Origin of the sequence: Alteribacillus sp. JSM 102045 (genome assembly GCF_041949975.1) — a bacterium.
In the GTDB taxonomy this organism is placed as follows: domain Bacteria; phylum Bacillota; class Bacilli; order Bacillales; family Marinococcaceae; genus Alteribacillus.
Genome location: NZ_JBHFQG010000016.1, coordinates 13380 through 36740 on the forward strand (window position 1 = coordinate 13380; position 23361 = coordinate 36740).

Sequence of the window (23361 nt, forward strand, 5' to 3'; positions counted from 1 at the left end):
ATTTATTCTTTTATTACCAAAGGAAAACGGCCCAATTTTCTGGGCCGGTTCATTTTTTAATATGGATCGGAAGGATGAGACATTTCCTCCGCCTGCCTTACTGCTTCTGCGGAATCTTCATTTCCTATAGGGCCTTTACTGCCCATTTCATCTTTTTGCTGTAATCCTTCTTCTACACGTTTTCCATAGTTCTCATCACATTTGTAAAACAACTTAACCATCTGGTCTTGAATATCTTTTCGGCATGGCTTTAATGTATTAACGAGGTTGGAGATTAAATCATCACGTTCCCATTCGCTAAAACGCCGATATGTTTCTCCTGCCTGGTTAAAATTTTTCGTGCGATCAATCGATTCCCGTTTCACCCGCCCTTCCACGTATGGTTCGTGTTCTTTGCCGGGATTTTCAGCTTCTTTCAAACCGGCAATCAATGAAGGTTCATAATTCACATGTGGATTGCGATGCTCTTTGTAATCCGTTCTGAAATCCATTTGTCCGCCGTGCTGGTTTGTCGCAGGCTTTTGCTTCGGTTTATTAATCGGAAGCTGTAAATAGTTACTGCCTACCCGGTATCTTTGTGTATCGGAATAAGAAAACGTCCGTCCTTGCAGCAATTTATCATCCGAAAAATCAAGGCCGTCTACAAGAACACCGGTACCAAATGCAGCTTGCTCCACTTCAGCATGAAAATTATCCGGGGTTTTATTTAATACCATTTTTCCTACGGGAAGCCATGGAAAATCTTCTTTATACCAGAGCTTGGTTGGATCTAGTGGATCAAAATCAAGTTCAGAATGTTCATCATCACTCATAATTTGGACAAAAAGCTCCCATTCTGGATAATCCCCTCTTTCAATCGCTTCAAACAAGTCCTGAGTCGCATGGTTGAAATTTTTACCCTGTACTTCTTCCGCTTCTTGCTGAGTCAAATTATTAATACCTTGTTTTGGTTCCCAATGATACTTAACAAGAACAGATTCACCTTTCTCATTAATCCACTTGTAAGTATTCACTCCCGAACCTTGCATTTTGCGATAATTGGCAGGAATACCCCATGGAGAAAATAAAAAAGTGATCATGTGGATGGCTTCTGGAGATTGTGAAATAAAATCAAAAATACGCTCGCCGTCCTGTATATTTGTTACTGGATCCGGCTGGAAGGCGTGAACGAAATCCGGAAATTTAATGGGATCACGGATAAAAAATATCTTTAAGTTATTTCCTACTAAATCCCAGTTCCCATCTTCTGTGTAAAATTTCACCGCGAAGCCTCTTGGGTCCCGCAGTGTTTCCGGTGAATGCTTTCCGTGGTTTACTGTTGAAAAACGAACAAATACCGGTGTCTGCTTCCCTTTATCCTGAAACAATTTTGCTCTAGTGTATTTGGAAATTGGTTCATCTCCAACCTTACCATAAGCTTCAAAATAAACGTGCGCTCCTGCCCCGCGTGCGTGAACAATACGTTCTGGCACTTTTTCCCGGTCAAAATGACTGATCTTTTCAAGAAAATCATAGTTTTCCAAAGTAGTTGGGCCGCGGTTTCCTACCGTTCGCGTATTTTGATTATCTGTTACCGGATGACCCTGCCGATTGGTCAGCGTTTCTTCTTTTTGGTCATATTTGTGCAAGCTTTTTTTGTTTTCCCTTTCATCCATTGGCTGGCACCCCCTTTCTCTATTTATTCTTTCCATTAGAACATAAAATATTAGAAAAATTGGATATGAAAGGGAGGCAAGGTACAACATGCGAAGTGGAGTGGTCTGCTGGCTTTTAGTTATCATTCTTTAGAGGGGCAAGGGGAAAATTTTCAAGTGCTTTCCGAGCTTCCGTATTTACTATCCGTTTGGAGGAAAATACTATCGACATGGTTTCGTTTACTAACCCAACAAACTACAATAAAACACTTTTAGGAACTCATTTATATCTTTTCTCAATGTAAAGACCTACTAATTTAACAGAACCAATGCCTGTTTTATGATGCTTCTGTAGTGATAATAAAGCTATTCTCTAAAGCCCCTTAACCCCTTGCCATGTGTATTCCACAGTAGCTGCACGAAATAAAAAAGAAGTCTTACCCGCCAAATAAAAACACGTCATGCAGTTATCGTTGAACTTGGAGAAATTCCTCAGGAAACATCAGAACCGAACAAAGCCGTAGTCATAGCGTCAGCTATTAATACTAATTTTTCATCCCCTACCTCACAATTGACCGGAAAGATGAAAAGTCTAAGAAAAAGCAAAGAATAATGTCAGATTCGTAATCCTGTTCCAAAGTAAAAAACGACAAAGAAGATTCGCTTTTTCTATAGGATTCCATTTTTTGTATGCAAAGACCTCCGTACTCTCCATGGAAGTACGGGGTCTTTTGGGATCCGACGCTTACCGTATGAAATCACTCACAAAAAAATCGCAAACGCTATGAGAAAACACAGTAATGGGGGAAAACTGCTTAACTATTTTATAAAACGTTATTTGTTAAGGAGAACCTACTGTTGCCCCATTCCCTGTGAGGACTGCGTATTCTGCTGTCTCACTTGCTGGGCGTCCGTGCCAGCGAACCCTGGCTGAAATGCCGCTTGGGAACCTTGCCCGAAGTTTTGCTGTTGCGGGAAAGCCTGTTGCTGTTGCCCCATTCCCTGTGAGGACTGCGCATTTTGCTGTCTCACTTGCTCGGCGTCCGTGCCAGTGAATCCTGGCTGGAATGCCGCTTGGGAACCTTGCCCGAAGTTTTGCTGTTGCGGGAAAGCCTGTTGCTGTTGCCCCATTCCCTGTGAGGACTGCGCATTCTGCTGTCTCACTTGCTCGGCGTCCGTGCCAGTGAATCCTGGCTGGAATGCCGCTTGGGAACCTTGCCCGAAGTTTTGCTGTTGCGGGAAAGCCTGTTGCTGTTGCCCCATTCCCTGTGAGGATTGCGCATTCTGCTGTCTCACTTGCTCAGCGTCCGTGCCAGCGAACCCTGGCTGGAATGCCGCTTGGGAACCTTGTGCGAAGTTTTGCTGTTGCGGGAAAGCCTGTTGCTGCTGTTGCCCCATTCCCTGTGAGGACTGCGTATTCTGCTGTCTCACTTGCTCAGCGTCCGTGCCAGCGAACCCTGGCTGGAATACCGCTTGAGAACCTTGTGCGAAGTTTTGCTGTTGCGGGAAAGCCTGTTGCTGCTGTTGCCCCATTCCCTGTGAGGACTGCGTATTCTGCTGTCTCACTTGCTCAGCGTCCGTGCCAGCGAACCCTGGCTGGAATGCCGCTTGGGAACCTTGCCCGAAGTTTTGCTGTTGCGGGAAAGCCTGTTGCTGCTGTTGCCCCATTCCCTGAGAGGACTGCGCATTCTGCTGTCTCACTTGCTCGGCGTCCGTGCCGGCGAACCCTGGCTGGAATGCCGCTTGGGAACCTTGTGCGAAGTTTTGCTGTTGCGGAAAAGCCTGTTGCTGCTGTTGCCCCATTCCCTGCGAGGACTGCGTATTCTGCTGTCTCACTTGCTGGGCATCTGTACCAGCTGGTTGCGACCCCTGTTGATAAAATTGGTTTAACATATTATACCCTCCTATATTTTTGATACCGTATAGTTGTGTGTTAATAATCGTACTTTATGCAAAAAAATTGCATGCTGAGAAGTACTGATACAAAAAAACGGGCCATGGTTGAAAAAATACAATCGAAAATCAACGAATGATAAATAATGTTGTCCGCCCGCTCTTAATCACACCTGTCCAGCGTACATTTATCGGAACTAATCCAGATATTTGTGACATGTATAGAATAAGGTATCAGCGCTCGTCGATGCTGGATTTACTGTAGAGGGGTCGGGCAGTGTTGGACTTCATTTTGTTAGGCAAATTCGTCCGTTTTCCTTCAGATTCTGGGTCACCCCGGACACCCTTGCCATTCGCTAACGGTTTCTACTGCCTAGCCCGTAGAGGACTTTCTCCACCTAGCTGTTAGACATGCCGGGCACACCCAAAAAAAGACAATTCACCTTGTCGGCAAACTGTCTTTCCCTTAAAGAAAAACTGTTATTTTTCGCTTAGATTGATTTTATTGCTTCTTTAATGGGTTGATTTCCCGTTACTATTTGAAATTCCTTTCCAATCGTTGCCTCATTTTCCAGGGTGGCAACGATAACGCTTGCCACATCTTCTCTAGGAATTTCACCTCTCTCCACTTCTTCTGCTGCCTCTACTTGACCAGTTCCTTTGTCGTTGGTTAGCAGACCAGGATGTATAATCGTATAATCCAAGTCCGTGGACTTTAACCATTCATCCGCATAATGCTTTGCTGCAACATATGGTGCAAAGGACGAAGAAGCCTCCTGGATTGCTTCACGCCTTGTGTCAAATGAACTAATCATGATAAACCTCTTCACGCCAGCAACTTTCGCTGCTTCAATTGTTTTTACAGCACCATCTAAGTCAATTAATATGGTTTTGTCTTTGCCCGTGTGTGGTCCAGAACCTGCTGTGAATACGATCGCATCGACTCCCTCAGCAGCTTTTGCAATCCTTTCGATATCTTGTTCTAGATCTACTACTGCGGTTTCAACACCCGACTTTTCAAAAAAGAAAACTTGCTCCTGCTTACGAACCATCGCTTTTGCTTCCAGACTATTACTATCCTGAATAAAGGAAACAAGATGTTTTCCAATTTGGCCATTTGCTCCAACTACAAGAACTTTCAATTTTTCCACCCTTTCTAAGTAAACTAATAAAGAGTCTCTACCATAAAGGTTCCCAGCTATTGTATTCCCCTTTATCTTGATTGTATAAAAAAGACGATGTCTAAGCAAAGCTTTTTCAAGACTCAACAGCAGTTATTAAGAGAGTATTCTTCCTCTGCAATGCGCATAACAATCGTACGTTTTTTGTTTCAGTTCATAACCTTGAGGATATTTCTTTGTTCCATATCTCTTTTATTTGAGTATTTTCCTGCACTGGTTAAATTATACACATCACAAATTTTTTGTTATCTAATAATAGATTACCGTTAACAACACCAATTTTCCCCGTGGGTGATGATATTTTTAAGATTTAGCTTTATGGATTAAGGTGGATTATTTTGAGGGAAAACGGCACTGAAGTCTCGTAATAAGACTTTTTTAGGTGAGATTTTATGATTGTGTTTTTAGTTCTTCATTTAAATACCCTGCAAATTCTCCATCCTTACTTACAATTATTTCAAATTCCGGTCATTTTCTCAAAACATTACTCCATTAAATTTCCACCAAAATAACAAGAGGACTATTCCTTATTAAAGAAATGCGCCCGAGTTGGAGAAGAATATATAAGTTTATAATATTACTCCCGCAAAGTTTCCTCTTAAGACTTGTTTCTCATTCTGATTTGTACATAGGAAAGATACCAAAATAGATATTCTATTATTATCTTGCTTTTCAAACTTCTCGATCGTTACTTCACATATTATTGAATCTCCTGTAAAAACTGGTCTCAAAAACTCAAAATTCATAGTACGAGCCAGTACATTGTTATCTCCACCAATTTTTGTTGGTAATGTAGCAGTCAACAACCCTTGAATGACAAGTCTCCCCTGTTCATCAGGTTTAGTATGGTGATTCCCCTCATCAAAACATTTCAACATCTTCTTTTGTGAATATCCGTTCAAACCTAATTATATCTCCAACTATTTATCCATATTAGACTAGCCTGCTTCTTTAGCTAAATAGCAATGGTTGCAAATGTCCATTATTTATACAATACATTACTCAGGAATTTCGCCCGATTGCCAAAATACCTTAGCAAAGCATGGACTTTTAATCCTCTCGTTTGTTACCAAAAAAAGCTGCCAGCTTTAAATTGAAAGCTGACAGTTTTTAAATAACTTTATTATCACTTACCACAACGATTTTCGTAATGGAAAAATCAAAAAGTTGAAGCATAAGGTTGCCGAGAGTATTTTGAAGCATAAGGTTACCAAAGCGGCAAAATTATGGTTCAAGTCACAGTAACCCTCTTTTATATCATAAATTATGTATGGTGGAGACGGTGGGACGTGTTCATCCATGCTTTCGCAAAGGCACTGACTATATCTTGAACCTAATATTTTATTAGGTCCCCCGGCGTATTATGCGAAATATATATTTGCTTTAAAAGCGCCATTTCGCATCCTAGTACCACCCAGTAGGCGGCCTATAAGTCGATACACGGCTGAAGGATTGCTCCTCATACCGCTCGGTGTTGCCATATTGTAGATCACACAACACAGGTTTCACCGATTAAGCCGGATTATTCACTTATGTGTTACCACATAAGGCGACTATTTTACTAATCGAACCCACGTCCAGAGATATCGCTACTTAAGCTTCTACGAGCGTAGTCACTATATTATGATTCGCCGTTGCTTTGGCCTAGTGACGGGCCGCTGCAAGGCTAGTCTGATTCGTCTCTTCTGCCGGCCTCAGACGGCGGTCGGACAGCGTAGCCCACTGATTAGTGAGACCCCGGTCACTCCACATAGGCGATGGAGAGCGGGATCCGCAGTCAACTGTTACGCAGCTACTGCGAGGTTTTCGTTAGATTTGCCAGTTATTATTGGCGCAGGCCTTTTACGAGACTGCCTAGCTCGGCTCGCAACTTAAGCTCGACCTATCCCTGTCGAAGCCGTGTCGTCCCCAGTTGAAATAGGAAGAGAAATAAATATTCATTTTTCCCTCTGGACATTTTATTATAACACATTCTCTTCCCAATGCAAATATTTTTTATTCACCTTTCATTTCGCGGCGAATCGCACGTTCCATATCGCGTTTGGCGTCTTTTTGCTTCAGGGCTTCACGCTTGTCATATTTCTTTTTACCTTTTGCAAGGCCGATGAGTACTTTAGCTACACCATTTTTAATATAAACTTTCAGCGGTACAATCGAGTAGCCGGCTTGCTGGCTTTTCCCGATCAGTTTATTAATTTCGCGGCGGTGCAGCAATAACTTTCGTGTTCGCAAGGGATCATGGTTGAACTGGTTACCTTGCTCGTAGTGACTGATATGTGCGTTATGCAAAAATAATTCTCCGTTTTCTATTCGGGCAAAACTGTCTTTTATATTTACCCGGCCGGCACGTATAGATTTTATTTCGGTCCCTTTTAATACGACTCCCGCTTCATATGTTTCTTCAATAAAATAATCATGGCGGGCTTTTTTGTTTTGTGCTATAACTCTTCCTTCCGTTTTTGCTGCCATCTCCCGAACACCTTTCTTCCCTATCACAGAGAATTCTTTCTCTGTACTCTCTGAAAAGTCGCTATTATCCTTTTATAGTAGCAAAAGAAGCAAAATAGCGTCAATACAACAGCCATTCTCCGCGGAAAAGGCTGCTGTGCAGCAGCCGATCCCTTTTTACCATTATTTTTTCTTGCTCGTTTTCTTAGGAACATTTTCATAAAACGGCTTATTACGGCGGTTTCTGTTTTTGCCTTTTTGACTCCCTTTTTTTGCTTTTGGACCGTTTGCGCTTTCTTTATTGCCTTTCTTCGCACTCGCTCGTTTTCCGCCTTCAATTACTTTAGGGCGGTCTTTCCGTGTCCGCTTTTTCGATCCTTTCATACCGACAATTTCAAAATCGATATCGTGCTCTTCTACGTTTACATTTATCACCCGGACTTCTACCTCATCACCAATTCTGAAAATGTTGCCGGTACGCTCTCCAATTAAAGCATACTGCTTTTCATCAAAATGGTAATAGTCATCGGTCAGATAACTGATGTGGACCATGCCTTCAATGGTATTTTCCAGTTCTACAAATAAGCCGAAATTGGCGGCCCCGCTGATAAACCCAACGAATTCTTCTCCAACCTTATCTTCCATGAACTGTGCTTTTTTCAAATCATCAACTTCGCGTTCAGCATCAACCGCGCGGCGTTCCATTTCAGAGGAATGCCGGGTAATATCAGGAAGCTTTTCTTTCCAGTCGGACTGTGTTTTCCCATCCATATTTTTCTTAACCAAATACTCCCTAATTAATCGGTGCACGATCAAGTCGGGGTAACGTCGAATAGGGGATGTGAAATGGGTGTAAAAATCAGATGCAAGCCCAAAGTGGCCGACGTTTTCCGGATCGTATTTTGCCTGCTGCATCGAACGAAGCAAGACGGTATTAATTACCGCCTCTTCCGGCTCCCCTTTCACTTCATCGAGTACTTTTTGCAAAGCACTAGGATGAACGGTATTGGCGCTACCTTTGACAACATAGCCGAAGTTCGTAACAAACTCTAAAAACCGTTCTAGCTTTTCGGAATCGGGATCTTCGTGAATACGGTATACAAAGGGCACCTTCATCCAGTGAAAATGCTCGGCAACTGTTTCGTTTGCTGCCAGCATAAATTCTTCAATAAGACGCTCCGCTACCGAACGATCAAGGAGCACCACGTCTTCAGGGTTGCCGTCTTCATCGACTTTCACACTAGCTTCTTTAAAATCAAAATCAATCGCTCCGCGGCTGAAACGCTTCTTTCTTAAAATAGCAGCAAGCTCTTCCATCTGTTCAAAAAATGGAACGAGTTCTTTGTATTTTTCGCGTGTTTCTTCATCTTTCTCTTCTAAAATCAAACGAACATCCGTATACGTCATTCGTTCATTCGTTCGAATGACGCTTTCAAATATATCGTGGTTAACGACTTCCCCTTTTTCGTTAATCTCCATTTCACATGAAAGGGTTAAACGATCCACTTTTGGGTTCAAACTGCAGATCCCGTTCGAAAGACGGTGGGGAATCATTGGTATAACACGGTCAACTAAATAAACACTGGTTCCACGTTCATGCGCTTCTTCATCAATAGGCGAACCTTCTTCAACATAATAGCTGACATCGGCGATATAAACACCGAGAAGATAATTGCCGTTCTCTTGCTTTTTTACTTGAACCGCATCATCTAAGTCCTTTGCATCCGCTCCGTCAATGGTCACAATGGTTTCTTCACGTAAGTCTCTGCGATTAGCGATTTCTTCAGTATTAATTTGATCTGGAATGCTGTGTGCATGATTGATAGCTTCTTCAGGAAAATCCCCCGGAAGTTCGTGTTTATGAATGATGGATAAAATATCAACACCAGGATCGTTTTTGTGCCCGAGGATATTGACCACTTTTCCTTCTGCACTAAAACGTCCTTCTGGATACTTAGTTATTTCAACGACTACTTTATGTCCGTCAACAGCGCCATTTTCCGCATCCTGCGGGATAAAAATGTCATTGTTAATATGTTTATCATCCACTTCCACAAAGCCGTAAGAACGGTTATCGACATAGGTACCAACGATTTTTGTGGTGCCTCGTTCTAAGATGCGGACGATAGCTCCTTCTGGTTTGGACCCTGATGTTTTTCGATGAACACGGACAAGTACCGTATCTCGATTCATCGCTCCATTTAAATCCCCAGCTGGAACGAACACATCGTCTTCGTCTTTATTTTCGGGCAGGATAAAAGCAAAACCGCGCTGGTGGCTTTGCACCTTCCCTTTTAATAAATTCATCTTTTCTGGTATTCCGTAACGGTTACTTCGGGTCCGGACAATATCGCCCTCTTCTTCTAATTCGTTGAGAGCTCTCATTAGTTGTTTTGTTTCCTCTGCCCCTTCCATGTCCATTTCTTCCTGAATTTCGCTAATGGACATAGGCTTTACTGCTTCTTCTTTCATATACTGGAGCAATTGCTGTCTTTTTTCTTGATCCAACTTTTTCATCTCCTTTCACTGCTATTATCTTGTCATTGAATCATTTCTTGCTGAAAACCTACTTATCTGTTTCCCAATCGAGCTGTTCTAAAAACTGGTAGATATCCTCTTGCAGCTGTTCTCTTTCTTTATCCATCGTAATAACGTGTCCGGACTCTTCATACCATTTCAATTCTTTCGCATCAGAAGAAATCTCATCATGAATAATTTGAGCACTTTTTGGCTCTACCATTTCATCCTGTGTCGCTTGGACGATAAATGCTGGCGCATAAATCATATCTAATGAGTCACGTACTTCATCAATAAGACCGTTAACCGAGGTGATTGTATCAAGCGGGAGCGTTTTGAACTCTTCCATTTCTTTTTCTACTTCCTCCTCGTCTTTCTTTTCCAGCTGTTTGTATTCTTTGGCGTATTGTAAAACTCCATTATAGAGCCGCTCTTTATTTTCTGTAATTGTCATAGGAGCGCACATTGGAATGATTCCTTTTACTTGATAAGTGTAAGCGACTTTAAGCGTCATTAAACCACCTAAAGATAAACCAGCAACGGCGATTTCTTCATACCCATCATTTTTCAGCTTTTGCCAGGCTCGTTCCACATCCTGCCACCAATCAAACGGACCGGTTTCCATCAGTTCTTCCGGAGGTACACCGTGACCTTTGTAAATGGGAGCGTGACATGTATATCCTCTTTTTTGTAAATAACGCCCTAACATCCTCACATCAGCAGAGGATCCGGTAAATGCATGCAGCAGCAGAACAGCACGTTTTCCTCCTTCAAATGTAAATGGCTTTGGCGGTACAATCTTCATGATACGTATTCCCCTTTCTCTCTCGTTCCTATCACTTTTATTATTTTTCAATGAATACTTTTCCATACTACTTCCTGTGGCGGTGATTCGGAAAGCAAAAACCTTTCCACGTCTTCTAATACTTTTGCACTGTTTTCTCCGTGACAAAGAAAATGCTTGGATTGTTATAAAAATAAAGCTGTTTCACCGGTGTTTTAATGTTTTCATGTAAAAATTCTGCGCTTTTTCTCGGTACCAGGCCATCCTGTACGCCCTGGCCGATAAATACAGGCACTTTAATATCTTTTAAAAAAGGCATTACCACTTTTACTCCTTTTCGAAATTCAACAGCCGCCTGAATCGGCGTATGAATTTTATCATTAAAAATCGGGTACCACGGATGCTTTTTCATTTGTCCTTTTACGCTGGATTCAAGCATCACGGCCATATCTTTCATGAGCTGTCCAGGTCCGATATATTGCGCAGCAGCGCCTAACAGAACGACTCTCGACACTGAATAGCGTGCTGCTATGTAGCTTGCGAGCATGCCGCCCATGGAAAATCCAATGACGTATACTTTGTTACAGTATAAAAACAACTCTTTTGCCGCAAGATCAGCTTTATAAATCCATGCTTTATAAGAAGGTTCCTTTAAATTTTCATTTTGATCATGGCCTGGAAGTACCGGTGTATATACAAGCCACTTAAATATTCGTTTCTCAATCGTTCCGCCAGCGGCTCTAATTCCCATGGCGACCGAGTAAATCCATGTAAACATAAACAGCCTATCATAGTTCTCCTCTGCTCTCATTCGCTTCTGTGTCAGCGTTATTTATTCATTACTTTACCAATATACCCCAAATACTTGAAAGCAAGCCCAAAATTAATCATATCAAAACATAAGGTAGATTGCTCACTATAAAAACATAGAAAACCCGGCTTCTATGCTTTGTTGAAAAGCACCACAGCCGGGTTATTATTTGAGATTTCTATTTTTTGTTTCGCAGCCCTGAAAACAGCTCTTTTGCTTTTTCAGTAACTTTTTCAAAATCTCCTTCTTCGATAGCTTGCTTGTCTATTAAAGAACCGCCTGCACCAACTGCTAAAGCACCATTATCAATAAATTCCTGAATGTTAGCTGCATTTACTCCGCCGGTCGGAATCATTGGAATATGCGGAAGCGGCCCTTTCAGTTCTTTTAAATATGCAGATCCGAGGGTGGCCGCTGGGAAAATTTTAACGATATCTGCACCAGCCTCATACGCTGTGACTACTTCTGTAGGTGTCATAACTCCTGGGATAGAAGTAACACCATAACGCTTTGCAGCTTTCACAACATCCAGATTCAAATTCGGGGAAAAAATAAAGTCGGCACCGGCATGAATGGCACGAACAGCAGAAGGTTCATCTAAAACTGTACCTGCTCCAACCAGTGCTTGATCGCCAAATTTTTCTTTAACCTGTTGAATTAATTCAGCTGACTCTGGCTTTTCCATCGTAATTTCCATATGCTTAACGCCGCCTGCCAGCAAAGCTTCAGCAATTTGTAGCATTTTTTCCTGCGGCGGCCTTCTTATCACAGCGATGACTGGCGATTTTTGTAATGATTCCATTGCGTTTTTTTTCATTACCGGTTAACCTCCTCTTGGTTGGGGTTTTCAAACGCTTCGAGCATACCTTTCAATTCTTTTTCGCGCGGATACCCTTCTATATCTCCGCCAGCTTGTACGGTAATCGCTCCAACAAGGTTAGCGGTTTTTAAAGATTCCGGCAGGGAAAGACCTTTTACGAGGCCGCTTACAAAGCCGGCAGCAAAACCATCCCCTGCTCCTACAGGATCAATTACTTTTTCTGCTTTGTACCCTTTCACGTAACCGTCTTTATCTTTGGCTGCATAATAACAACCCTTTGCACCAAGCTTTACAATAACCGCAGCCTCTGGATTTTGCTCCAAATAAAACGCTGCAATTTTTTCAGGATCGTCTGTTCCAATTAAAGCTTTTCCCTCTTCTTGTCCTGGAAGAATATAGTCAGCATCTGCTGCGAGGTTATTGATCACTTCGCGCATTTCCTCTTCACTGCCCCAAAGCTTTTTACGAATATTTGTATCAAATATAATCGGCATCCCGTGTTTTTTTGCGATTCTCACCGCTTCAAATGTTAACTCCTTACATGATTCACTTAAAGCAGGGGTAATCCCAGAGAAAAATAAATATTTAGCTGAAGAAAGGTAATCTTGATCCAAAATATTCTTGGACATTAAACTAGCTGCCGAATGACGGCGGTAATAATAAACGTTCATTTTATCACCGTAACGTCTTTCTTTAAAAAATAAGCCTGTAGGTGCATTCTCTATAAAAGTAACACAAGAGGTGTCTACCCCTTCTCCTCTTACAGTGCGCTGTATGTAATACCCAAATGGATCATCACCTAATTGACTGATCCATCCGCAGCGATGGCCCAATCGGCTGAACGCCACGGAAAAATTAGCTTCTGCCCCACCAATCTGTTTTTGAAAAGAGGTAGCGTAATCAAGCGGAAGAGCTTGATCCGGATTCATCAGCACCATGGTTTCACCAAATGTGATAACATCTAATTTATTTGAACTCACAATTTTTCCCTCCATACTTTAAACGTTTTTATATCCAAGGAAACTCGAAATGTCTTCTCCGGCTTTGACAACCAATTCCGCGCACTTCTTCAGCTTTTCATCAGATAGTCTCATCTCCGGCCCGGACACACTAATTCCTGCAGCAGGTCTTCCATTATGATCAAAAACCGGGGCTGCTGCGCAGCGAATGCCCTTTTCATGTTCCTCATCATCGATAGAGTAACCTTGTTGTTTAATTTTTTGTAATTGTTCTTTCAGCTGGCTGATAGAAATGATGGTATGTTCTGTATAAGATGTTAATTTCATACGTGACAGCAATTCTTCTGTTTCCTCTTCAGGTAAAAAGGCAAGCACAGCTTTTCCGACGCCGGTACAATGAAGCGGGGCAGTTTTTCCTATGCTTGAGTACATTCTTATCGTTTTGGGGCTTTCGACTTTGTCAATATAAGCTACGTGGTCTTGTTCAAAAAGAACAAGGTGGGCCGTTTCTCCTGTATGATCTACAAGCTTTTGTAAATAGGGAGACGCCACTTGACGAACGTCGAGAGATTCTAATACGTGCTGTCCTACTTCAATAAAGGTAAGACCTAATGTATACAATTCCGTCCCTGGGTCTTGTTTTACATATCCTTTTTGCATAAGGGTCGATAAAATTCGGTGAACGGTGCTTTTGGCCACGCCGAGCTGTCTGGAAAGTTCAGAAATACCAAGGCCTTGCTTAGCATTTTTTAACAGTTCAATACATTGCAGCGTACGCTCGACAGATTGAATGGTTTTATAATTAGAAATCGTTCTCCCCTCCCTCCGTTCCTAATTAAGGAACACCGTTCCTATATATGTTACACTTACTATACCGTTTCTTTAAAGCAGCTGTCAATTATTAGTTTTTTAAACAAAAAAGCAGCGGGAATCGCTCTCCCACTGCTTTTTTGTTTCGTATTTTTTTATAAAAAGTAAGCAAGCAGTAACGTGAGTATAAAGAAAATTACTGCAAGTACGACCGTTGCTCTGCTAAGAAATGCTTCGACACCGCGAGCTTTTTGTTTGCCCATTAATTGCTCGGCTCCACCTGAAATAGCACCGGACAATCCTGCGCTGCGGCCGGATTGAAGCAACACAACGGTAATTAACGCTATTGAAACAATAATTAACAAGACATACAGCAAGGTTTCCAAACATCACACCTCCACGTCCATTTCACATATTGTAAATCTAACACACCCTATGTGAATTGGCAATAACCAAAGGCAATTAATGAGATCCTGCCTTTTGTGATCTAAAAAACCGCAGCGGCTTTTAAAGGACGCTGCGGCAATAAGAAAAAGTATTATTTGTTAACATTGTAAAAAGCTTGTTTTCCTGGATAAACGGAAGTCGTACCGAGCTCATCAGCGATTCGGATAAGCTGGTTATATTTTGCTACGCGGTCTGTACGTGATGGTGCTCCCGTTTTAATCTGCCCGGCATTTACAGCGACAGCGATGTCTGCAATGGTGGCGTCTTCTGTTTCTCCGGAACGGTGGGAAATAACAGCTGTATAGCCAGCACGTTTTGCCATTTCAATGGCATCAAACGTTTCCGTAAGTGTACCGATCTGGTTTACTTTGATAAGGATGGAATTGCCAACACCCTGCTCGATTCCTTGCGAAAGCTTATTGGTGTTTGTAACAAATAAATCATCGCCAACAAGCTGTACTTTATCACCAATAGCCTGAGTCAGCTTCTTCCAGCCTTCCCAATCATTTTCATCCAAGCCGTCTTCAATGGAAATGATTGGATATTTTTCACAAAGATCTTTATAGAAATCGATCATTTCATCTGCGGTTTTTACAACCCCTTCTCCTTTAAGGTTGTATTTACCGTCTTCGTACACTTCAGAAGAAGCAGCATCCATAGCGAGCTGTACTTCTTCACCAGGTTTATAACCGGCTTTTTCAATAGCTTCCACAATGGTTTGCAGTGCTTCTTCATTGGAGCCCAGGTTTGGAGCAAACCCGCCCTCATCACCTACTGCTGTATTGTATCCTTTATCTTTTAAGACCTTTTTAAGGTTATGGAAAATTTCTGCCCCTATGCGAATCGCTTGCGGGAAGTCTTCTGCTCCTACCGGCATAACCATAAATTCTTGAATATCTACGTTGTTATCCGCATGTTCGCCGCCGTTTAAAATATTCATCATCGGCACCGGAAGTGTTTTAGCATTAAATCCGCCCAAGTATTCGTAAAGCGGAATGCCAAGGTCATTTGCTGCTGCGTGTGCGACAGCCATGGACACACCTAAAATAGCATTTGCACCTAATTTTTCTTTGTTATCTGTGCCATCAAGATCAAGCAGTAATTCGTCAATGCCAGTTTGATCTGTAACATCCATTCCCACTACATCTGGAGCAATTTCTTCATTAACATGGTCAACTGCCTGCAGTACTCCTTTGCCCATAAAACGGTCGCCGCCGTCGCGAAGCTCTACGGCTTCGTATTCACCAGTGGAGGCACCGCTTGGTACGAGAGCACGCCCGAAAGCTCCTGTTTCTGTAAATACTTCTACTTCTACCGTTGGGTTGCCGCGGGAATCAAGGACTTCACGGCCGTAAACATCTGTAATCATACTCATAGGTTAAAACTCCTTTTCTCTATTTAATTAATGATGTACCTGTCATTTCAGCTGGTTTTTTAATTTGAAGAAGATCAATCGCGGTTGGAGAAAGATCAGCCAGAATGCCGCCTTCTCGAAGAACTGCGTCCTCTTTGGTCACGATGACGGGAACCGGATTTGTCGTGTGAGCCGTCATCGGTTCATCATCCATTGTTACTACTTCATCTGCATTACCATGATCTGCTGTAATGATAGCATGTCCGCCTTTTTCATGGAGAGTATCTACGACTTTTCCTAAACATTCATCAACAGCTTCTACTGCCTGAATGGTAGCATCCAGTTTACCGGAATGGCCAACCATATCTGGATTGGCAAAATTCAAGACGATAAAATCATGATTTTCTGCCTCAATTTCTTTAACAAGTTCCTCTGTCACTTCATATGCACTCATTTCAGGCTTCAGATCATACGTAGCGACTTTCGGAGAGTCGATCAAAATCCGCTGCTCTCCTTCGTATTCCTGTTCCTGTCCGCCGCTGAAGAAAAACGTCACATGAGGGTACTTTTCGGTTTCAGCAATTCGAAGCTGTTTCAGGCCGGCCTTAAAAACCGTTTCTCCCATGGTGTTAACTAATTCCTGGGGCGGGTATGCGACTTCCGCCTGCACAGTATCACTGTAGGCAGTCATCGTGACGTAATGAAGATTTTCAGGAAAACGATCTCCTACTTCAAAACCGCTGAATTCCTTATTGGTAAATACTTCAGAAAGCTGAATAGCACGGTCGGGGCGGAAGTTAAAGAAAACGACGGCGTCATTATCTTTAATCGTTGCTACCGGTTCGCCCGCTTCATCTTTTAATACAGCAGGGACTAAGAATTCATCCCACACTTCTTCATTATAAGAGTGTTCTATGGCTTCCTCCGGGCTGTTAAAGGAAGGTCCTTCTCCATATACCATCGCCCGGTAAGATTTCTCCAGACGCTCCCAGCGGCGATCGCGGTCCATGGAGTAATAGCGTCCGTGCAAAGTTGCCAGGCGGCCTGTTCCGCTTTCCTTCATTTTATTTTCCAGCTCTTCGATGTAAGTTTTCGCCGTTGTAGGCCCTACATCTCTTCCATCTAAAAAGCCATGTACGTATACTTTCTCGATTCCTTTTTCTTGTGCCAAATCAAGCAGTGCAAACAAATGCTTAATGTGACTGTGTACGCCGCCATCAGAGAGAAGTCCATAAACATGCAGGCTGCTGTCGTTTTCCTTTACGTGTTCGCAAGCTCCGATAAGAGCCTTATTTTCACGGAATGTCCCTTCTTCAATTCCTTTATTTATGCGCGTAAGACTTTGATAAACAACGCGGCCGGCACCAATGTTTAAATGCCCTACTTCCGAGTTGCCCATCTGGCCTTCTGGAAGCCCGACCGCTTCGCCGCATGCTTGCAGCGTAGTGTGTGGATATTTATCCCAGTAACGGTCGAAGTTAGGGGTATCAGCTTGGGTCACGGCATTTCCTTTTTGTTCATCCCTTAGAGCGTAGCCGTCCAGAATAATTAATGCAACAGGCGACTTACTCATTTTTTCCAGCCTCCGCCAGCTGCAGAAAAGCGTCTGGTTTTAAGCTTGCTCCGCCGACAAGAGCACCGTCAATGTGTTCTTGAGCCATATATCCATCAATGTTTTCCGGCTTAACACTACCGCCATATTGAATCCGAACGGCTTCTGCTGTTTCTTCATCGTACAGCTCTGCTAAAACTTTACGCACGGTACCGCATGTTTCATTCGCATCTTCTGCTGAAGAGGATTTTCCAGTTCCGATTGCCCAGATTGGCTCATAAGCTATAACTACTTGCTTCGCCTGCTCTCTACTTAATCCTTGAAAACCTTTTTCTACTTGGGTACGAACCACTTGCTCTGTTTTATTGCTTTCCCGCTCTTCTAACGTTTCGCCGCAGCACATAATTGGAGTGATGCCGTGATTAAATGCAGCATGAAGCTTTTGGTTAACCGACTCGTCCGTTTCGTTAAACATTTCCCGGCGTTCGGAATGTCCGATGATCGAGTACTTGATGCCTAAATCTGCAAGAGCAGCTGGACTGATTTCTCCGGTGAACGCCCCGTTTTCTTCAAAATGCATGGTTTGCGCGCCAACTTCTGCCTCGCTTCCTTTGGCTTTGTCATTCATTTCTTTTAAAAATAATGCCGGAGCACAAACGACTGTTTCTACTTCGTTTTTAGCTGGAGTTTTTCCTTTTATTTCTTCCATAAAAGAAACAGCTTCCCCGTGTGTTTTATTCATTTTCCAGTTTCCTGCAATAATTGGTTTTCTCATCAGTCTTCTCACCTCAACCTTTTATATGCTAACTCTCGCTATTTTTCGTCCAGTGCGGCTACTCCAGGAAGAACTTTTCCTTCCATAAATTCAAGCGATGCACCACCGCCGGTAGAAATATGGCTCATTTTCTCTGCAAAGCCGAATTTTTCAACAGCTGCTGCGGAATCTCCTCCGCCAATAACAGAATATGTTTCAGAAGCGTTAGCCAGAGCTTCTCCGATCGCTTTTGTTCCATTTGCGAATGCTTCTAGTTCAAACACGCCCATCGGTCCGTTCCAAATAACTAGTTTGGATGTATTAATTACATCTTTATATGCATCCATCGTTTTCGGACCAATATCAAGAGCTTCCCAATTAGCTGGGATATTATCAATGTTTACTACTTTGGTGTTCGCATCATTTCCAAAGTCATCTGCCACTTTCACATCAAGCGGCATATAAAAATTGACGCCTTTGTCTTCTGCTTTTTTCATAAAATCTTTGGCGAGATCAATTTTATCTTCTTCTAAAAGAGATTTGCCGATTTCATAGCCTTTTGCCTTTACAAACGTATAAGCTAACCCGCCGCCGATAATTAGGTTATCGACTTTATCAAGCAGATTATCAATCACACCGATTTTATCTTTTACTTTTGCGCCGCCGATAATAGCAGTAAACGGACGCTCTGGGTCTGACAGAGCATTGCCTAGAACTTCGAGCTCTTTTTCCATTAACAGGCCGGCAGCAGAAGGAAGATAACGAGCTACTCCTTCTGTAGAAGCATGAGCACGATGAGCTGCACCAAACGCATCGTTTACATAAAAGTCAGCTAAAGAAGCGATGTTTTTGGATAATTCTTCATCATTTTTTTCTTCTCCAGGTTCAAAGCGAAGGTTCTCTAATAAGATGACTTCCCCTTCTGCCAGGTGTGCTGCTTCATGTTTAGCTTCTTCTCCAAATACTTCATCTACTTTTTTTACGTCTTTGTGCAGCAGTTCACCAAGGCGCACTGCAACCGGACCAAGGCGAAGTTCATTGGAAGCTTCTCCTTTTGGGCGGCCAAGGTGGCTTCCCAGAATGATCTTAGCTCCTTGATCGATCATATACTCAATGGTTGGAAGGGCCGCTCGAATACGAGTGTCATCCGTTACTTTTCCATCACTCATTGGTACGTTAAAATCAACCCGGCAAAATACTGTCTTCCCTTTTAAATCCACGTCACGAATAGATTTTTTATTCATTGATGATGAACCTCCCTTTCCTTTTCCGCAGCTCCATTATATCGTTTCCCATTACAAAGTGTACAAACACTTTCTTCCGCTGTATGTTTTTGAAATTGTCAAATATCTTAATAAAACAAGCCAGTACGGTCTTTTCATTAAAAAGGGGAGTAAGAAAAATAACTTCCTTCTCCCCTTTTTATCTCTATTTCCTGATAAGTGTTTATTATTGTTGTTTTGCCATATATGCGGCAAGGTCTACAACACGATTAGAATATCCAAACTCGTTGTCATACCAGGAAATTACTTTAACCATATTATCTTCCATTACCATGGTGGAAAGGGCATCGATTGTGGAAGAGTTAGCATTACCGTTGTAGTCGCCAGAAACGAGAGGCTCTTCGCTGTAGCCAAGAATACCTTTAAGTTCGCCTTCTGCCGCTTCTTTTAATGCATTATTCACATCATCTGCAGTTACGTTTTCCTCAAGCTCTGCCACAAGGTCAACAAGTGAAACGTTTGGAGTTGGAACACGCATTGCTCCTCCGTTCAGTTTGCCTTCCAGTTCAGGAAGCACAAGTGCAACTGCTTTTGCAGCCCCTGTGGAAGTAGGGATGATGTTTTCTGCTGCAGCACGTGCACGGCGGTAGTCTTTATGCGGAAGGTCAAGAATTTGCTGATCGTTTGTGTAAGAGTGAACAGTAGTCATCATACCGCGCTTCAAACCAAACTTATCGTTTAAGACTTTAGCGTAAGGAGCGAGGCAGTTTGTCGTACAAGAAGCATTAGATACAATGTCATGCTTGGATGGGTCATACGTGTTTTCGTTAACGCCCATAACAAATGTAGCATCAACGTCTTTACCAGGTGCAGAAATAATAACTTTCTTTGCTCCTGCTTCTAAGTGCTTTGCAGCGTCGTCACGTTGTACAAAGCGGCCAGTGGATTCTACTACAAGTTCAACGCCAGCGTCTCCCCAGCCAATGTCAGCAGGGTTTCTTTCAGCTGTTACACGGATTTCTTTTCCGCCTACTACTAAGTTTTCTCCATTAACAGAAACTTCCTCTTCAAGTTTGCCATGTACAGAATCATACTTCAACAAGTGAGCAAGCATTTCAGCGTCTGTTAAATCGTTGATTGCTACTACCTCAACATCGTCATTTTTCAAAGCAGCACGGAATACAACACGACCGATTCTTCCAAAACCATTGATACCAATTTTAGTTGCCATAAGAAAATTTCCTCCTTGAAGTAAAATAATGCTTTAATACTTATATAAAAACCGGCAGGGATCCCGTCCAAAAAACGGTCTCTACTGCAGGGTTTTGCCAATGTTTATCCAGGGCATTTTTTATAGATTCAATATTGCTTGAGCTGCCCCTTCATCTGTGATTAGAACGTCACTTGGACGATACTTCATATAAGCGGTGATGGCTTCTGCTTTGGAGGCTCCGCCAGCTACTGTTATTACAATCTGTTCACTTGTTAGATCATCTAGCTGTAGGCCAATTGTTTTTTCCTTATGAACAATTTTGCCTGTTCGGTCAAAATAATAACCAAACGCTTCCGCCACAGCTTCTTTATTTTTTAAGGATCCTAATGTTTCTGCTTTAGTTTCCCTTCTTGCAGCCATTGTTTCTGCTTCTCCAACACCATGGACGACCATTTTTGCCTGTCGGATTATCTTAAGAAGTTCCTTAATGCCGGGTTCCAGAATTAATGATTCTCTTGTTTCATCACTTAATTGATCCGGCACATGCAATAATCTATACTTCCCGCGGGCTTTCATGGCCATCGTCGAACTGATGGTATTCGATTGAATTTCCACTTTCTCACCCAAACCGCCGCGAGCAGGAACAAATGACACTTCATCTAAGTTCGAATCTGGTGTCATCATATCGGCTACTGCTGCAAGTGTAGTTCCACCTGCCACAGCTACAATATCTTTAGAAGCAAGCTTTTCTTTCATTTGCTGAACGCATGCTCTTCCCATTTCTTTTTTTACCCATGAATAACGATCGCTATTCCCGGATACAATAATTGTTCGACTGACACGGAGCGTACGGGCAAGACGTTCTTCCATATCTGTCAGCCCTGACACAGATTTCATTACTTCTTCGAGCCCTTCAAGAAGATCTTCCCCTTCTTCTGTTAACGTCATTCCTCCGCTTCCAATATAGACAAGGCCCTGCTCTTTTAGAAACATAACCTCTCCACGAAGAACGCGTTCAGAAACGTCAAGACTGCCAGCCAGTGTCCGTCTGCCAACAGGCTGCTTTAAGCGGAGATATTGTAAAATCTGATAACGTTTTTCCATTGCTTCCAGGATGTCCGGCTGCAACTTCTTTTGTAATTCAATCAAATTTCTCATATGTATCCATCACCAGAATTTCGACCGGGTCGTTTTTTGTCCCACTGTGACATTTTAAGTCCCACCATCGGTATAAAAAAAGGTTTGTTTCAATTTCCTGTTTTATCATAACAATAAATGTTTGGGTTCGCAACAATCTATTTTTTATATTGCCCCTGTATTTATATTTCTAAACATTAGAAAGTTCAAAGGAAAGGCGGCTGGAGATTCCTTTTTCGCTGCAATTAACATAGATTCAGCCTTTTTACAGATCGATCATATTTTCTATTTTATGCAACGCAACAAAGTATGGTTCCGCCACAGCACCCATCTTTGGCGGCAAGTCGATGTTTGTAATAAACAGGAAAAGGGCTGCCTCCTTTTAGAAGCAGCCTCTTTTTGTTAATACCGTTTTCTCTTAGAAGATGAAGGTATATTCAATTCTCCTCTGTATTTTGCTATAGCCCGGCGTGATATAGCAATGTCGTGTTCCTCTTTTATAAATTCTGCTATTTTTTGATCAGACAAAGGTTTTTGTTTGTTTTCTTGTACGACCAACTCTTTTATCATCGATTTTATAACAAAAGTTGAAGTCTGTTCGCCTGTGCTGTTATTCATCCCCGCTGAGAAAAAGTATTTTAACTCAAACAACCCGTGAGGCGTTTGAACGTATTTCTGATTTGTCGTCCTCGACACAGTTGATTCATGAACATCTGCAGCTTCCGCTACATCCTTTAAGGTAAGGGGTTTGATAGCTGAAGGACCTTTTTTGAAAAAATCATGCTGAAATCGGACGATCGCTTCTGTTATGTTTCGAATGGTCTGTTGACGCTGGTCAATACTTTTCAGCAGCCAGACAAGCTGCTTATATTTTTTCTGCGCGTACTCTGCAGCTTCCCCTTCTTCCTTGTTTTCAAGAAGGTGGCGGTACTGACGGTTCATTCTAATTTTAGGCAGACCATCATTATTTAAGCGGACGATGAAGTCTTCTCCGTCTCTTTCCACATAAACATCAGGCAGCAAATGACCGGGATGGTCTCCTCCGCCAAAACTTGCTCCTGGGTGTGGATCAAGCCGCTGTACATCATCATACACTTGCTGGACCTCTTCTAAAGAGGTGCCAAGACATTTGGCGATCTTCTTCCATTTTCTGGCGGCCAGCTCTTCCAAATGATCATTTACGATTGTTTCAGCAAAAGGATTTCTTGAAGTCTGGCGCTGCAGCTGCAGCAGCAGGCATTCTTTTAATGAGCGAGCTCCAATACCCGATGGTTCTAGGCTTTGCAGTTTTGAAACGCACGCTTCGTACTGTTCCTCCGAAACAGCAAACAAAGCAGCTGTTTCTTCATATGTCCCTTCTAAATAGCCGCTGTCACTAACGTTTCTGGCTAAGTGTTTTAACACTCTTTTTTCATCATCATCGCCTGGCAAAAAGCGGATTTGTTGAATTAAATAATCGGAAATCCTTTCTCTGTCATCTTTAATTCGATCAAAAGGCGAAGACATTTCCTGATCTTCTTTCTCTTGTATCTCAGAAGGCTCGTCATTCCACATTACCGGCATATTATATACAGGTTCATCTTTTAAATCAGTATTCCGTTCTTCAATTTCCATCATTGGGTTTTCTAACGCCTGTTCTTCTAAATATTCGGACAGTTCAAGGGTAGAAAACTGCAGTAAGGAGATCGCCTGGCGTAATTCTTGCGTCATAACAAGCTTCATTGTCTGCTGTTGAAACAGTCCCATTTCCAGATTCACGCCGCTTCCTCCTCTCGTTTGTAAGCGGTTTCTATATTTATTATATCATATGATATACGGCACGTA

Annotated in this window: 18 protein-coding genes, 1 other RNA gene and 1 pseudogene; all 20 read right to left on the bottom strand. The window is 42.4% G+C overall.

All coding sequences use genetic code 11. The annotated features are described in order from the left end of the window. Nucleotides 1-56: 56 nt before the first annotated feature. Nucleotides 57-1655 (bottom strand): catalase, encoded by a 1599-nt coding sequence (locus ACE1TI_RS11915; protein WP_375007793.1) that lies wholly within the window; start codon nt 1653-1655, stop codon nt 57-59. A gap of 831 nt (nt 1656-2486) precedes the next feature. Further along, nucleotides 2487-3527 carry a hypothetical protein gene (locus ACE1TI_RS11920; protein WP_375007794.1) on the bottom strand — a complete coding sequence of 347 codons (1041 nt, stop codon included), beginning with the start codon at nt 3525-3527 and terminating at the stop codon, nt 2487-2489. Nucleotides 3528-4018: 491 nt separating this feature from the next. Further along, nucleotides 4019-4669 carry an SDR family oxidoreductase gene (locus tag ACE1TI_RS11925; protein WP_375007795.1) on the bottom strand — a complete coding sequence of 217 codons (651 nt, stop codon included), beginning with the start codon at nt 4667-4669 and terminating at the stop codon, nt 4019-4021. 608 nt (nt 4670-5277) lie between these two features. After that, a pseudogene (locus tag ACE1TI_RS11930) lies at nt 5278-5632 on the bottom strand (hotdog family protein). A 638-nt stretch (nt 5633-6270) separates the two neighbouring features. After that, nucleotides 6271-6610: a transfer-messenger RNA gene (ssrA, locus tag ACE1TI_RS11935) on the bottom strand. Between the two features lie 93 nt (nt 6611-6703). Beyond that, nucleotides 6704-7177, bottom strand: coding sequence for an SsrA-binding protein SmpB (smpB, locus tag ACE1TI_RS11940; protein WP_375007796.1), 474 nt, complete (start codon nt 7175-7177; stop codon nt 6704-6706). Between the two features lie 162 nt (nt 7178-7339). After that, entirely contained in the window at nt 7340-9673 is a 2334-nt protein-coding gene (rnr, locus tag ACE1TI_RS11945; protein ID WP_375007797.1) for a ribonuclease R, read from the bottom strand. A 49-nt stretch (nt 9674-9722) separates the two neighbouring features. After that, nucleotides 9723-10478 carry an alpha/beta hydrolase gene (locus tag ACE1TI_RS11950; protein WP_375007798.1) on the bottom strand — a complete coding sequence of 252 codons (756 nt, stop codon included), beginning with the start codon at nt 10476-10478 and terminating at the stop codon, nt 9723-9725. A 115-nt stretch (nt 10479-10593) separates the two neighbouring features. Further along, nucleotides 10594-11235: an alpha/beta hydrolase gene (locus ACE1TI_RS11955; protein WP_375007799.1), complete on the bottom strand. Its 642-nt coding sequence runs from the start codon at nt 11233-11235 to the stop codon at nt 10594-10596. A 211-nt stretch (nt 11236-11446) separates the two neighbouring features. Then, nucleotides 11447-12085, bottom strand: a complete 639-nt coding sequence (locus ACE1TI_RS11960; RefSeq protein WP_375007800.1) for a bifunctional 4-hydroxy-2-oxoglutarate aldolase/2-dehydro-3-deoxy-phosphogluconate aldolase — start codon at nt 12083-12085, stop codon at nt 11447-11449. After that, nucleotides 12085-13068, bottom strand: a complete 984-nt coding sequence (locus ACE1TI_RS11965) for a sugar kinase (protein WP_375007801.1) — start codon at nt 13066-13068, stop codon at nt 12085-12087. The genes ACE1TI_RS11960 and ACE1TI_RS11965 overlap by 1 nt, the downstream gene beginning before the upstream one ends. Before the next feature lie 18 nt (nt 13069-13086). Then, complete coding sequence (locus ACE1TI_RS11970) at nt 13087-13857, bottom strand: IclR family transcriptional regulator (protein WP_375007856.1); 771 nt, start codon at nt 13855-13857, stop codon at nt 13087-13089. A 155-nt stretch (nt 13858-14012) separates the two neighbouring features. After that, nucleotides 14013-14243, bottom strand: coding sequence for a preprotein translocase subunit SecG (gene secG / locus ACE1TI_RS11975; RefSeq protein ID WP_375007802.1), 231 nt, complete (start codon nt 14241-14243; stop codon nt 14013-14015). 152 nt (nt 14244-14395) lie between these two features. Next, nucleotides 14396-15679 carry a phosphopyruvate hydratase gene (gene eno / locus ACE1TI_RS11980; protein ID WP_375007803.1) on the bottom strand — a complete coding sequence of 428 codons (1284 nt, stop codon included), beginning with the start codon at nt 15677-15679 and terminating at the stop codon, nt 14396-14398. A gap of 19 nt (nt 15680-15698) precedes the next feature. Next, complete coding sequence (gene gpmI, locus ACE1TI_RS11985; RefSeq protein WP_375007804.1) at nt 15699-17231, bottom strand: 2,3-bisphosphoglycerate-independent phosphoglycerate mutase; 1533 nt, start codon at nt 17229-17231, stop codon at nt 15699-15701. After that, complete coding sequence (gene tpiA, locus ACE1TI_RS11990) at nt 17224-17985, bottom strand: triose-phosphate isomerase (protein ID WP_375007805.1); 762 nt, start codon at nt 17983-17985, stop codon at nt 17224-17226. The genes gpmI and tpiA overlap by 8 nt, the downstream gene beginning before the upstream one ends. A gap of 38 nt (nt 17986-18023) precedes the next feature. Continuing rightward, entirely contained in the window at nt 18024-19208 is a 1185-nt protein-coding gene (locus ACE1TI_RS11995; protein WP_375007806.1) for a phosphoglycerate kinase, read from the bottom strand. Between the two features lie 205 nt (nt 19209-19413). Then, on the bottom strand, nt 19414-20418 hold the full coding sequence (gene gap / locus ACE1TI_RS12000) for a type I glyceraldehyde-3-phosphate dehydrogenase (protein WP_375007807.1): 1005 nt from the start codon (nt 20416-20418) through the stop codon (nt 19414-19416). A gap of 120 nt (nt 20419-20538) precedes the next feature. After that, nucleotides 20539-21558 (bottom strand): sugar-binding transcriptional regulator, encoded by a 1020-nt coding sequence (locus ACE1TI_RS12005; RefSeq protein WP_375007808.1) that lies wholly within the window; start codon nt 21556-21558, stop codon nt 20539-20541. A gap of 381 nt (nt 21559-21939) precedes the next feature. Continuing rightward, nucleotides 21940-23295: an RNA polymerase factor sigma-54 gene (rpoN, locus tag ACE1TI_RS12010; RefSeq protein ID WP_375007809.1), complete on the bottom strand. Its 1356-nt coding sequence runs from the start codon at nt 23293-23295 to the stop codon at nt 21940-21942. Nucleotides 23296-23361 lie beyond the last annotated feature (66 nt).

Bases quoted from the DNA above. Each gene is read 5' to 3' on its own strand.
- ACE1TI_RS11960 (WP_375007800.1), bottom strand. From the start codon at position 12,085: ATGAAAAAAAACGCAATGGAATCATTACAAAAATCGCCAGTCATCGCT.
- ACE1TI_RS11920 (WP_375007794.1), bottom strand. From the start codon at position 3,527: ATGTTAAACCAATTTTATCAACAGGGGTCGCAACCAGCTGGTACAGAT.
- ACE1TI_RS11995 (WP_375007806.1), bottom strand. From the start codon at position 19,208: ATGAATAAAAAATCTATTCGTGACGTGGATTTAAAAGGGAAGACAGTA.
- ACE1TI_RS11915 (WP_375007793.1), bottom strand. From the start codon at position 1,655: ATGGATGAAAGGGAAAACAAAAAAAGCTTGCACAAATATGACCAAAAA.
- eno (WP_375007803.1), bottom strand. From the start codon at position 15,679: ATGAGTATGATTACAGATGTTTACGGCCGTGAAGTCCTTGATTCCCGC.
- ACE1TI_RS12005 (WP_375007808.1), bottom strand. From the start codon at position 21,558: ATGAGAAATTTGATTGAATTACAAAAGAAGTTGCAGCCGGACATCCTG.
- gap (WP_375007807.1), bottom strand. From the start codon at position 20,418: ATGGCAACTAAAATTGGTATCAATGGTTTTGGAAGAATCGGTCGTGTT.
- smpB (WP_375007796.1), bottom strand. From the start codon at position 7,177: ATGGCAGCAAAAACGGAAGGAAGAGTTATAGCACAAAACAAAAAAGCC.
- ACE1TI_RS11955 (WP_375007799.1), bottom strand. From the start codon at position 11,235: ATGTTTACATGGATTTACTCGGTCGCCATGGGAATTAGAGCCGCTGGC.
- ACE1TI_RS11950 (WP_375007798.1), bottom strand. From the start codon at position 10,478: ATGAAGATTGTACCGCCAAAGCCATTTACATTTGAAGGAGGAAAACGT.
- tpiA (WP_375007805.1), bottom strand. From the start codon at position 17,985: ATGAGAAAACCAATTATTGCAGGAAACTGGAAAATGAATAAAACACAC.
- gpmI (WP_375007804.1), bottom strand. From the start codon at position 17,231: ATGAGTAAGTCGCCTGTTGCATTAATTATTCTGGACGGCTACGCTCTA.
- rnr (WP_375007797.1), bottom strand. From the start codon at position 9,673: ATGAAAAAGTTGGATCAAGAAAAAAGACAGCAATTGCTCCAGTATATG.